At 71.0% G+C, this 12,898-nt stretch carries 7 protein-coding genes; 3 read left to right on the top strand and 4 right to left on the bottom strand.

All coding sequences use genetic code 11. The annotated features are described in order from the left end of the window. Positions 1–33: 33 nt before the first annotated feature. Positions 34–2,688 (bottom strand): cellulose binding domain-containing protein, encoded by a 2,655-nt coding sequence (locus tag ACF1AG_RS05665; protein ID WP_391809362.1) that lies wholly within the window; start codon positions 2,686–2,688, stop codon positions 34–36. Positions 2,689–2,829: 141 nt separating this feature from the next. Then, positions 2,830–5,745, bottom strand: coding sequence for a glycoside hydrolase family 48 protein (locus tag ACF1AG_RS05660; RefSeq protein ID WP_391809361.1), 2,916 nt, complete (start codon positions 5,743–5,745; stop codon positions 2,830–2,832). Between the two features lie 492 nt (positions 5,746–6,237). Here ACF1AG_RS05660 and ACF1AG_RS05655 point away from each other — a divergent pair, with 492 nt between their 5' ends. The 3 genes from ACF1AG_RS05655 to ACF1AG_RS05645 all read left to right on the top strand — a co-directional run bounded on the left by ACF1AG_RS05655 (position 6,238) and on the right by ACF1AG_RS05645 (position 9,806). Beyond that, complete coding sequence (locus ACF1AG_RS05655; protein ID WP_391809360.1) at positions 6,238–7,974, top strand: glycoside hydrolase family 6 protein; 1,737 nt, start codon at positions 6,238–6,240, stop codon at positions 7,972–7,974. 146 nt (positions 7,975–8,120) lie between these two features. Further along, a complete protein-coding gene (locus ACF1AG_RS05650; RefSeq protein WP_391809359.1) occupies positions 8,121–9,032 on the top strand; it encodes a class I SAM-dependent methyltransferase in 912 nt (303 codons plus the stop codon). 69 nt (positions 9,033–9,101) lie between these two features. Next, positions 9,102–9,806 carry an SDR family oxidoreductase gene (locus ACF1AG_RS05645; RefSeq protein WP_391809358.1) on the top strand — a complete coding sequence of 235 codons (705 nt, stop codon included), beginning with the start codon at positions 9,102–9,104 and terminating at the stop codon, positions 9,804–9,806. A gap of 66 nt (positions 9,807–9,872) precedes the next feature. Here ACF1AG_RS05645 and ACF1AG_RS05640 read toward each other — a convergent pair whose 3' ends face one another. Then, positions 9,873–10,664 (bottom strand): aldo/keto reductase, encoded by a 792-nt coding sequence (locus ACF1AG_RS05640; RefSeq protein ID WP_391809521.1) that lies wholly within the window; start codon positions 10,662–10,664, stop codon positions 9,873–9,875. Between the two features lie 125 nt (positions 10,665–10,789). Continuing rightward, positions 10,790–12,616 (bottom strand): AMP-dependent synthetase/ligase, encoded by a 1,827-nt coding sequence (locus ACF1AG_RS05635; RefSeq protein WP_359602550.1) that lies wholly within the window; start codon positions 12,614–12,616, stop codon positions 10,790–10,792. Positions 12,617–12,898 lie beyond the last annotated feature (282 nt).

The raw sequence follows: 12,898 nt of genomic DNA, 5'->3' as shown, positions 1-12,898 counted from the left end.
GCGGGGCGAGGCCATCATGCCCGCCGGCGATCTTCAGCGCACCGTACATGTCCTCCCGTCCCGGGCGAACGCCGACGGCGTCGCCTCCGCGGCCGGGCCGCTCGCCGTGAAGCCGAGGGCTACCGACGCGCCGGGCGCCACCGCGCCGTTCCAGCCGGCGTCGCGGACCGTCACCGACGTCCCGGACTGCGTGTGCGTACCGTTCCACAGGTGCGTGATCCGCCGGCCGTCCGGGAAGGTCCAGGTCAGCGACCAGCCGTCCCACGCCGTCGTGCCCGTGTTGGTCAGGCGGACCTCCGCCTGGAAGCCGTCGCCCCAGGCGTTGGCCGTCCGGTACGTCACCTCGCACGCTCCCGACGGGTCCGGACCGGTGCCGCCGCCCGGGTCCGCCGGGTCGCCGTAGATCACGCCCCGGCCGTTCGTCGCCACGTACACCCGGCCGAAGACCCGCGGGTCGCCGGTGATGGCTGCGCCCGTCCAACCCCACTGGTGCGCGTCGTCGTTGACGCGCACCCAGCTCGCACCCGCGTCCGTGGAGCGGTAGATGCCGCGCACCCCGTCGATCCGCGCGCTGGTGAACAGCGTCCGGTACGAGGAGCCCGGCGCCGCCTTGCCGAAGCCGACGGTGTCCGCCTCGTCGACGCCCGGCACCTTGGTGAACGTCTCCCCGAAGTCGGTGGAGTGCCACAGCCCGTACGGTCCGTCGGCCGCCCCGCCCGCCAGCCAGATCTCGCCCGCCGTGCCCGGCAGCGCCTTGAACCGCACGCTGTCACCGGCCGGCAGCCCGGTCGCCGGCGACGCCTCGAACGTCGCCCCGCCGTCCCTGCTGACGTAGAAACGCCCGGACTTGAAGCCGTAGAAGGCCCCCGGGTCCTCCCGGTCCGACTCCACGACCGCCCCGGCCGGAATGCCCTCCGACGCCGACCACGAGGCGCCCGGCCCGGTGGTGTGGTGTACGCCCGCGCCCTCCGGGCTCCACACGAAGCGGCCGCCGTCCGCCGACGCGGCGACCGTCCCGCCGCCGCTGACCCCCGCAGGGTCCGTCCCCGCGCTCCAGTCGTCGCCGTTGTCGGTGGAGAACGCCACGTGCGGACCGGAGTCGACATGGCCCACGCGGACCACCGTGTCCGGATCCGACTCAGCGAAGTCCAGGCTCGTCGTCGACGTGAAGTTCGGTCCGGTGAACATCATCGACGGCACCTCGTCCAGATTCGTGTGCCGGAACCCGCCGACGTCGCCGAGCGCGCTGAGCAGCGGAGCTCCCGACGGGGGAGAGGCCAGGTCCAGGACCGCCGTCTCCTCCAGGCCGCGCACCATCGGCCTGATGGTGAACGAGGCGTCGTCGTCCCAGTTCGTCAGCTCCTCCGTGCCGTAGATCGTCGCGCCCGTGCCGTACATCATCCGGTCCGGGTCGAACGGGTCGATCTCCAGCGCCTCCGTCATCCACCCCAGCTTCGGCGTCTGCTCGGGCGGCGCCGGGTTCGCGCCCCAGGTCAGCCACGGCGACGAGGAGACGTCCATGACGTACCGGTTCTCGCGCTCCGGGTACGCGGTGTAGCGCCACGCCTGGGTCCAGGTCGCGCCGCTGTCCGTGGACCGGAAGATCTGCGTGTCGGGCCACCAGGAGCTGTACGCGGTCGCCATCACCGTGCCCGGGTTCTGCCGGTCCACCGTCAGCCCGCTGAAGCCGAAGTAGGTGTCCGCCTCCGCCGCCGGGCTGATGTCCGTCCAGGTTCCGGTCGCCGTGGCGTACCGGTACAGCCGCCCGCCGCCGCCGTCGTAAGGACCGCCCGTGTCGCTGTAGGCGAGGTAGAGACGGCCGTTCTCCGCGTCGAGGACACCCTTGTGCGCGAGGTACCCCGTGGGCTGGCCGGCCAGCCGTTCCCAGGTCGCGCCCGCGTCCGCCGAGCGGTACACGGCGTTCTCCTTGTCGGCGACCCCGACGTACACGGTCCGCGTCGGTGAGCCCGGAGTTCCCGTCGACTCGTCGAACGTCACCCAGACGACACCCTGGTTGTCCGAGGCGTACCCGCTCTCGTCGTCCGGATCCTCCGCGTAGTTCCCGGGGTTGGGGAAGGACGTCACCTCCGCCCAGGTGACGCCCGCGTCCGTCGACCGCCAGAGGCCGTGGCCGCTGGGCGCGCCCAGGTACAGCACGTCGTTGTCGTGCGGGTCGACCGCCAGCCGTTCGCCCATGCCCCGGCCGGGCATGTTGCCGCCGAGCTTGAACGGCAGCGCGGTCTTCCGCCAGCTCGCGCCCCGGTCGGCGGAGCGCATCACCGCGCCGTTCCCGGGGTCCCAGTCGTTGGTGTACGTGCCGACCGCCGCGTACACCCGGTCGGGGTCGACGGCGTCCGAGGCGATGCTGACCACGCCCGTGTGGCCCCAGTCGTCCCAGCCGACCGAGTCCAGCAGCGGGATCCAGCTCCCGGTCGAGTCCTGCCAGCGGTAGGCGCCCCCGATGTCGGTGCGGGCGTACGCCAGGTCGGCTTCGCCGCGGTTGAAGACGATGCCCGGGACGAAACCGCCGCCGTCGATGCGCGCGTTGCGCCAGGTGTAGGTGCCGGCGGCCTGCGAGACGGAGGCGGGGGCCGGGGAGGGTGCGTCGGCGGCCAGGGCGGGCGGCCCGCCGGCGAGCAGTCCGGCCGCCAGGGCGAGCACGGCCGTCAGGACGCGGGTTCTTCGCACGGTGGGGGTGTCCTTCCTCGTGGGGGGAGAAGAAACGGGAGCGTGCGAGGACCGGGCGGCCCCCCGTGCGCGAGGGGACCGCCCGGCCCGCGGGGCCCCGGCGTCAGGTGCCGGGGCCGGTACACGGAGCGTCGGCGGGGACTATTCGAGAAGCTCCGCGTACGCGCCCATGGCCGTGGCGATGTCCGCCTGGGCCCAGAACCGGTGGTACGTGAAGACCGGCGCGGCGCCGCCCTCCAGATAGCTCTCGATCTTCGACCAGGCCGGGTCGTCCTTGTAGAAGGAGCGGATCGAGAGGAACGTCGACGAGGAGTCGATCCGGTCGCCGTTCGGCATGGTGCCGGTCCAGCCGGACGGGACGTACACCGGGTCGTCGAAGCGCTCGTAGTCGGTGCGGGTCTCCGGGACGGCGATGCCGAGGTCGTCCTGGTGGTTCTCCCACATGCCGTCCAGCAGCGCCTTCGCCGTGTCCGCCGCCTCGGTGTCACCGGAGCGGGCGGCGTAGTACGTCAGGATCTTGGCGTAGGCGCCGGCCACACCGACGTCGTTGGTGTAGTCGACGACCTCGACGTGCAGCCCGCTGTTGGCGCCCGGCGAGGACGCGTTCCAGGTGTCGGGCTTTCCGGACCACTTCAGAGTGGACGGGAAGAGGAACGACCCGTCCGGGTTGACCGTGGTCTCGGACAGCGCCCAGTCGACCCACTTGTCGAGGACCGACTTGGCGAGCGCGTTGCCCGTCTGGTGGTACACCTCGGCCACCCGCTCCAGCGACCACGCCTGGAAGCCGAACCACTGGTTCGACGGCGGGTCGTGGTACACCGGCTTCTCGTCGTACCACATGCCGTAGAAGGTCGGTGTGCCGGACGGCGGGGTGGTGTAACGGCCCGCCCAGCTGTTGGTCGCGCCGCCCGCGATACCGCCCTCGTCGGACTGCAGCCAGCGGTAGAACTCCAGCTGGCGCTGGAAGGACTTGGCCCAGTCCTCCGCGCCCGTCGCCGACTTCGGCTTCAGCGGCGCGTGGTTGGCCAGCGCGTACGCGGCGAGCGGGTTCTGGTACCCGCCGTGCGCGTGGCTGGAACCGATGCGCCAGGACCAGCCCGCCGAGGTGTCGGTGGCGCCGCCCCAGGCGTAGTACCAGGAGAGCAGGTAGTGCGAGGCGTCCTTGCCGGTGCCGGCCGGGCAGGACGTGCTGGTGCAGTTGCCGACCTTCTTGAAGTACTTGTCGTACATCGCGTAGCGCAGGTAGTCGCCCATCTTGGCGGCCTTGGCGACGGTCCCGGCGACCTCGCCGCCCTTGCCCTGCTCCTTCGCCCACAGGTCGGCCCAGTACGCCGCCTGTACCGCGCGCGCGTCGGCGTCGGGGGCGTTGGTGAACTTCCACTGCTTGGCGTAGGACGCGTCCTTGGTGAACAGGTCCAGGTAGCCGTTGGTGCCGCCGTACTTGAAGGCGTCACAGGTGGGCTGCGTGACGGTCTCCCACACCGACTCCTGCGGTCCGCGCTGGAAGGTGTTGATGTAGGACGGGCCGGTGTCGGACGGTCCGGCCTCGCACTTCCCGGGCGAGTTGCCGTAGCCGTAGACGTTGTCCACGTCCTGGATCCAGTGCATGCCGTACACGTTGTCGGTGCCGTACGCCGACTTCAGCTCCGCCGCGATCGGGTCACGGCCGACGGAGACATTCGAGTCGAGCTGCGAGGGGTACTCGTCCGGGGTGTCGTGCTCGGGCGCGTACGTCGCCGGCTTCGAGGGGTCGTAGAAGGAGGTGGTCGGCTGGTCCGCGGCGGTCGGGATGGCGTACTGCTCCATCGTCTCCCAGGCGTCGTTGAACCGCGTCCAGTCCCCGGTGATCCTGCCGTACATGGCCTGCAGCCACAGCAGGTAGCTGTACGCCTCCGAGGTGGTCTCGTGACCGTGGTCGGGCGCCTCGACGATCAGCGTCTCGACCGAGTGGTACGGGATGCCCTCGGGGGAGAAGTAGCCGTTCGCCGGGTCGGTGATCTTGTCGTACAGCTCCAGGAAGCGGGCCTCGTACGACTTGGTCGCGCCCAGCTGGGTCACGGTCACCGCGGCCTTGGCGTGGCCGGGCGCCGTGGACTCGAAGACCGCCGAGCCGGTGCCGGAGCCGTCGGCGGCCACGGTCACCTGCTGCGCGGTGCTCCAGTCGGACGGCGTGAAGGTGAGGGTGGCGCCGGAGGACACCGACAGACCCGTGTTGCCGCTCGCCCGCGCCGTCGTGACGGTGACGTTCTCGCTCGGCTGCTTGGACAGCTTCACCTCGAACGTGCCCGACTCACCCTGACGGACGCCCAGTTGGGACGGGCTCGCGACCACGGCGGGACCCGAGGCGACCGTGATGCCGACCGGGGTGGAGGAGGCGGAGGCGCCCAGGCTGTCGTACGCCTTCGCGACCAGCGAGTGGGCGCCGACGGCGAGGCCGCCGACCGACAGCGTGAACGGCGCGGAGGTGTCCGTCCCGAGCAGTTCGGTGTCGTCGTAGAACTCCACCTTGGTGATGGTGGCCCGGTCGGCCGCGGCGGCCGTGGCCTCGAGCGGCACGGTCTCGCCCTGCGAGTAGACCGAGCCGGCCTCCGGGCTGGTCAGCACGGCGATGGGCGGCTGGTGGGCGCCCACGCAGGCGGTGCCGTTGACCGAGAAGGAGGTGGGCGCGGTGTTGGTGCCGCTGTAGGAGAACTGGGCGCCGGTGGTGACGGCGGCGCCGGCGGCGATCCGGCCGTTGTGCCCGGCGTTCTTCACGGTGACGGTGGAGCCGGACTGCGACCAGCTGCCGTTCCAGCCGTTCACCAGGCGCTGGTTGCCCGCGTAGTCGTACGTCAGGGTCCAGCCGTCGATGAGGTCCGAACCGCGGTTGGTGACGGTCAGGTCGGCGGTGAAGCCCGACCCCCAGTCGTTCGTCCTGTAGTCCACGCTGCACTGGACGGCCGCCGCCCGGGCGGGGGTGGTACCCGTCGACAGCATCGTCAGCGGCAGTGCGAGAGCGGTCACGGCGACCGCTAAGAGACGGCGCACGCCACCGCGTCTGCGAGGTGGGGGATGCATGTGCTGGTCCTTCCTGCGACTCGACATGTCAAGGCTTGAACCAGTGGGAGCGCTCCCATAGTGGGGACGGGGTGGAGACCGGTCAACCCTTGGTGCGAATCGAAAACATTCGACGCGCCGAGAAAAGCCAAAGTCCGCACACCCTCTGTTTTCATCGTCACTTGGCGCTAGCTTCATGTGCACCAGTGGGAGCGGTTCCATCAGTCGACGCGTCGGTCACGGCGCGTCCGAGCTGCAAGGAGTCGCTCGATGAGCCACCCCCCGCGTTCAGTACTTTTAGCCACCCCCGTGCACGTGTGGAGCACCTGACGCGGGGGCGCTCGTCACCGTGGGATCCCTGTGCCGTCGTGCTGCCCGGAGACGTCCGGCCGGCAACACGGACCCGCCCGTGCGGTTCCGGGACGGCATCCCCCACCCCGTAAGGCACCAGGCCGCGCGAACGCCTGCGCGCGCCCGCAAGGAACGCCCCCTACGGATAAGGAAACCCGCACAATGAGTCGCACCAGAACCGCGCTCCTCGCCGCCATGGCGCTGGTCGCCGGCGCCACCGGGTCGGCGATCGCTGCCGTCCCGGGCGACGCCGGCGCGGCCGCAGTCCCCTGCACCGTGGACTACACCGTGCAGAACCAGTGGGACACCGGCTTCACCGCGTCCGTGACGGTCACCAACCACGGCGCCGCGAAGTCGTCGTGGGCCGTGAACTGGACGTACGCCGGGAACCAGAGGGTGACCAGCGGCTGGAACGCCAGGGTCACCCAGTCCGGCGCGAACGTCACGGCGGCCAACGAGTCGTACAACGCCACGCTCGCCAGCGGAGGCTCCGCCACGTTCGGCTTCCAGGGCAGCTACACCGGCACCAACGCCGTGCCCAGCACCTTCACCCTCGACGGCGTGACCTGCAACGTCGACGACGGCGGGACGGACCCGACGGACCCGACGGACCCGACCGACCCGGAGGACCCGCCCACCCAGGGCGACCGGGTGGACAACCCGTACGACGGCGCCAAGGTGTACGTGAACCCGCAGTGGTCCGCGAACGCCGCCGCCGAGCCGGGCGGCGACGCCATCGCCGACCAGCCGACCGGTGTCTGGATGGACCGCATCGCCGCCATCGACGGGGCGAACGGCAAGATGGGCCTGCGCGAGCACCTCGACGAGGCGCTGCGCCAGCAGGGCTCCGACGAGCTCGTCTTCCAGGTGGTCATCTACAACCTTCCGGGCCGTGACTGCGCCGCCCTCGCCTCCAACGGCGAACTGGGCCCGACGGAGATCGACCGCTACAAGACCGAGTACATCGACCCGATCGCGGAGATCCTCTCCGACCCGAAGTACGCCTCGCTGCGGATCGTCACCACGGTCGAGATCGACTCGCTGCCCAACCTGGTCACCAACGTGTCGCCGCGGGCCACCGCCACCGAGAACTGCGACACGATGAAGGCCAACGGCAACTACGTCAAGGGCGTCGGCTACGCCCTGAACAAGCTGGGCGACGCGCCCAACGTCTACAACTACGTGGACGCCGGCCACCACGGCTGGCTGGGCTGGGACGACAACTTCGGCCCCTCCGCCGAGTTGTTCAAGCAGGCCGCGACCGCCGAGGGCGCGACCGTGGCCGACGTGCACGGCTTCATCGCCAACACGGCCAACTACAGCGCTCTGGAGGAGGACAACTTCTCCATCGGCGACACCGTGGGCGGCAAGTCCGTGCGCGAGTCGAAGTGGGTGAGCTGGAACCGCTACGTCGACGAGCTGTCGTACGCCCAGGCGCTGCGCCAGGAGCTGGTCTCGCTCGGCTTCGACTCGAACATCGGCATGCTGATCGACACGTCCCGCAACGGCTGGGGCGGCGCGAACCGGCCCACCGGTCCCGGCGCCACCACCGACGTGGACACCTATGTCGACGGCGGTCGCTACGACCGCCGGTACAACACGGGCAACTGGTGCAACCAGGCCGGAGCCGGTCTGGGCGAGCGGCCCCAGGCGTCCCCGGCACCCGGTATCGACGCCTACGTCTGGATGAAGCCCCCGGGTGAGTCCGACGGTGCGAGCGAGGAGATCGACAACGACGAGGGCAAGGGCTTCGACCGGATGTGCGATCCCACCTACCAGGGCAACCCGCGCAACGACAACAACATGTCGGGCGCCCTTCCGGACGCCCCGGTCTCCGGGCACTGGTTCTCCGCCCAGTTCCAGGAGCTGCTGAAGAACGCCTACCCGCCGGTGTCGTGACCGGCTGACCCGCGTCCGCCGGACCCGGACCTCACGGGGCCCGGGTCCGGCGGACCACCGCTGTTTTGCTGTACCGGCAACATGGTTTGCCCCTTCCCGGTGCGTCGTCGCACGCTGACCGCATCCGAGCGGAGAGGCTGACCACCATGGCGCACCACCACCACGCACCCGCGCACGACGAGCACCGGCCCGAGAACACGCACGGGCACGACCACGAGCACCTCGACTGGGCCGAACTGGCGCCCCTGCTGGAGAACCAGGCGGAACTGTTCACCCCGCTGTACGAGCACGCCCTGGCCTGGCTGGCCAAGGAAGTCACCGAACCGGGGCTGATCGTGGACGCCGGCAGCGGACCCGGCGTGATCTCCGGCCTGTTCGCCGAGACGTTCCCGGGCGCCCGGATCGTGGCCGTCGACGGCTCCGAACCGCTGCTGGACCGGGCCCGCGCACGGGCCGAACGCCTCGGCGCCGGCGACCGCTTCGCCACCCTGACCGGCGACATGCCGGGCGTGCTGGCCGAGCTGGACTACCCGGCCGACCTGCTGTGGGCCAGCCGCAGCATCCACCACCTCGGCGACCAGGGCGCCGCGCTCGCGGCCTGTGTCGAGCGGCTCGCGCCCGGCGGCACGCTCGCCGTGATGGAGGGCGGACTGCCCTCCCGCTTCCTGCCCCGCGACATCGGCTTCGGCCGCCCCGGCCTCCAGGCCCGCATCGACGCCGTGGAGGAGGACCGGTTCAGCCGTATGCGGGAGGACCTGCCCGGCTCGGTGGCCCAGGCGGAGGACTGGCCCGCCCTGCTCACCGCGGCCGGCCTGCACCACACCCGCTCGCGCACCTTCCTCCTCGACCTCCCGGCCCCCGTTCCGGACCGCGCCCGCGCCTACGTCGTCGACTCCCTCACCCGCACCCGCGACCTGCTCGGCGAGTACCTGGAAGCCGACGACCGCGCCACCCTGGACCGCCTCGTCGACCCGGACGACCCGGCGAGCGTCCACCACCGCCCGGACGTCTTCGTCCTGGCGGCCCACACGGTCCATTCGGGGGTACGGCCGGTGTGACCCCTTGACCTCGACAGCGCTCCAAGTGATGGACTCCCCGGCACACCACGAGACGACAGGGGAGTTCCCATGACCGAGGACACGCGGGTCACGCTCGTCACCGGAGGCGGCACCGGCATCGGCGCCGCCGTGGCGCGGCGGCTGCTGGAGGCGGGGGAGGCGGTCGCCGTCACCGGCCGGCGGGAGGAGCGGCTGCACGCGTTCGCCAAGGAACTCGGGGAGCCCGAGCGGCTGTTGACGCTCCCCGGGAACGCGGCCGACTACGCCGACGTGAGCGGCGCCGTCGACACCGTGCTGGCACGGTTCGGGCGGCTGGACGCCGTCGTCGCCAACGCCGGGTACGCCACGCACGACACCGTCGCCGACGGCGACCCCGCCGGGTGGACCGACATGGTGCTCACCAACGTGCTGGGCCCCGCCCTGCTGATCCGGGCCTCCGTCGACGCGCTCCGGCGCAGCGGCGGGCGGATCGTGCTGGTGGGCAGCGTCGCCGGGTTCGTGCCCACGCCCGGCAATCTGTACGGCGCCACCAAGTACGCGGTGACCGGGCTCGCCGAGAACACGCGGCGACAGGTCACCGACTGGGGGATCGGGGTGACGCTGGTCGCGCCGGGCCGGGTGGAGACGCCGTTCTGGGCCGAGCAGGACGTGACGTCACTGGGGCGCATGCTCACCGCCGACCAGATCGCCGGGTCGGTGGTGTGGGCGCTCGGCCAGCCGGCAGGGGTGGACGTGAACACCGTGGTCGTCCGGCCTCTGGGGCAGCCCAACTGACCGGTGCACGAACGCCGGTGGCCGGCCACCCGTCACCGCGGGGGCCGGCCACCGGCGTGCGGGCCGTCAGGCCTGGTTGAACTCGGCGGGGTGCAGACCGGTCCGCCGGTCCTCGTTCAGCGCGCTGATCGCCGCCAGGTCCTCGTCGTCCAGGGTGAACCCGAAGACGTCGATGTTCTCCTTGATACGGGACGGCGTCACCGACTTGGGGATGACGACGTTGCCCAGCTGGAGGTGCCAGCGCAGCACCACCTGGGCGGGCGTGCGGCCGTGCTTCTGCGCGATGGCCACGAGAGCCGGGATCTCCAGGATGCCCTTGCCGGAGCCGAGCGGGGACCAGGCCTCGGTGGCGATGCCCTGCTCCGCGTGGTACTCCCGGGAGGCGGCCTGCTGGAGGTGCGGGTGCAGCTCGATCTGGTTGACCGCCGGGACGACCGACGTCTCCCCGATCAGCCGCTCCAGGTGCTCCGGCAGGAAGTTGGACACGCCGATCGCGCGCACCCGTCCGTCCGACAGCAGCTTCTCGAACGCCTTGTAGGTGTCGACGTACAGGTCGCGGGCCGGGGTGGGCCAGTGGATGAGGTACAGGTCGACGTAGTCGAGGCCGAGCTTCGACAGCGAGGTGTCGAAGGCCTTCAGGGTGGAGTCGTACCCGTGGTCGCTGTTCCACACCTTGGTGGTGACGAAGATGTCCTCACGGGGGACGCCCGACCGCGCGACGGCCTTGCCGGTGCCCTCCTCGTTGCCGTAGATCGCGGCCGTGTCGATGCTGCGGTAGCCGGCCTCCAGCGCCGTCGCCACGGCCGTCTCGGCCTCCGCGTCCGCTACCTGCCAGACGCCGAACCCGAGCTGGGGCATCTCGACGCCGTTGTTCAGGGTGATCGGGGGGACCTTGCTCACGAGCTCTCGATCCTTAGGTTGTGGTCAGGTGATACCCCCATCGTCAACGATCACGGTCCGCGCCGCATTCCTGACCGCGGAATTCACGCCCGGTACAGCGCCTCGACCTCTTCGGTGTACGCCTTCTCGATGGCCTTGCGCTTCAGCTTCAGCGACGGGGTGAGCAGCCCGTGCTCCTCGGTGAACGGCTGCGCCAGGATGCGGAAGGTGCGGATCGACTCGGCCTGCGAGACCAGGGTGTTGGCCGCCACCACCGCGCGCCGCACCTCCGTCTCCAGATCCGGGTCGCGCACCAGTTCGGCCGGGGAGAGCCGCGGCTTGCCGCGCATGGCCAGCCAGTGGTCCACCGCCTCCTGGTCCAGGGTGACCAGCGCGGCGACGTACGGACGGTCGTTGCCGACGAGGAGGCACTGGTTGACCAGCGGATGGTCGCGCACCCGCTCCTCCAGCACGCCCGGTGAGACGCTCTTGCCGCCGGACGTCACCAGGATCTCCTTCTTGCGCCCGGTGATGGTCAGATAACCGTCCTCGTCCACGGAGCCCAGGTCGCCGGTGGCGAGCCAGCCGTCGTGCAGCGTCTCGTCGGTGGCCTTCGGGTTGTTGAGGTACCCCTGGAAGACGTTCTCGCCGTGCAGCCAGATCTCGCCGTCGTCCGCGATGTGCACGCTCACACCGGGGATCGGCTGCCCGACCGTGCCGTAGCGGGTGCGTTCCGGCGGGTTGGCGGTGGCCGCGGCGGTCGACTCCGTCAGCCCGTACCCCTCGTAGATGTGCACGCCGGCGCCCGCGAAGAACAGGCCGAGGCGCCGGTCCATCGCCGAGCCGCCCGACATGGCGTGCCGGATCCTGCCGCCCATCGCGGTACGGATCTTGGAGTACACCAGCTTGTCGAACAGCTGGTGCTGCATCCGCAGTCCCGCGGACGGGCCGGGACCGGTGCCCCAGGCTCTCGCCTCCATCGCGTCGGCGTACCGGACGGCCACGTCGACCGCCTTCTCGAACGGGCCCGCGCGCCCCTCCCGCTCGGCCTTGCGCCGCGCCGCGTTGAACACCTTCTCGAAGATGTACGGCACGGCCAGGATGAACGTCGGCCGGAACGCGGCCAGGTCGGGCATCAGCGCGGCCGCGTTGAGCTGCGGCTGGTGGCCGAACTTCACCTTGCCGCGGATCGCCGCGACCTCCACCATCCGCCCGAAGACGTGCGCCAGCGGCAGGAACAGCAGCGTCGACGCCTCGTCGCCCCGCCTGGAGTGGAACACCGGCTCCCAGCGCTCGATGACGGTGTCCGCCTCGTACATGAAGTTGCCGTGCGAGAGGACGCAGCCCTTGGGGCGGCCGGTGGTGCCCGAGGTGTAGATGATCGTCGCCACCGACTCGGGGGTGACCGCCCTGCGGTGGCGGTGCACCACGTCGTCCTCGATGTGCGCGCCCGCGTCGTACAGCTCCTGCACCGCGCCCGCGTCGAGCTGCCACAGCCGGCGCATCCGCGGCAGCCGGTCGATGACCGTGGCGATGGTCATCGCGTGGTCCTCGTGCTCCACGATCGCCGCCGACACCTCCGCGTCGTGCAGCATCCACGAGCACTGCTCGGCCGACGACGTCGGGTAGACGGGGACGACCTGCGCGCCGACCGACCACAGCGCGAAGTCGAAGAGGGTCCACTCGTACCGGGTACGGGACATGATCGCGACGCGGTCGCCGAACCGGATCCCGCTCGCCAGCAGGCCCTTCGCCAGGGCGAGCACCTCGTCACGGAACTCGGCGGAGGTCACGTCGCGCCAGTGGCCGTCGTCGTCCTTGCGGCCGAGCGCCGCCCTCAGCGGCTCCTCCTCGGCGTACTGGAACACCACGTCGGCCAGACCGCCCACCGCGGGCGCCTGTGACAACGGAGGGTTGGTGAACTCGCGCAATCCCGCTCCCCGCTTCCTGGCGCTCGGACCGGTGCGGCAACACCGTCGTCCCGCACAGCGCGGTGAAAGCTACCCCACGGGTTCCGGGGGCGGGAGGGGGTCGAAAACCGCGTATAGGGCGCGACACCGCCGACCGGTGAAGGAGAAACCTCGCAAGCGGGTAGGGTCCGGGCACATTCCTGACGGCGGAGTAAGTTTCGGTGCCGCAATCTCCACGGAATCTGTACGTCCCCATGACCGGCCCATGGGCGGCGTGACGGCCTCCACCCAGCTCAGCGCACG

The sequence above is a fragment of the Streptomyces sp. NPDC014764 genome, assembly GCF_043082785.1.
GTDB lineage: Bacteria > Actinomycetota > Actinomycetes > Streptomycetales > Streptomycetaceae > Streptomyces > Streptomyces althioticus.
The sequence above is the reverse complement of the archived record's forward strand: the minus strand, read 5'-3'. Positions and strand labels throughout refer to the sequence as shown.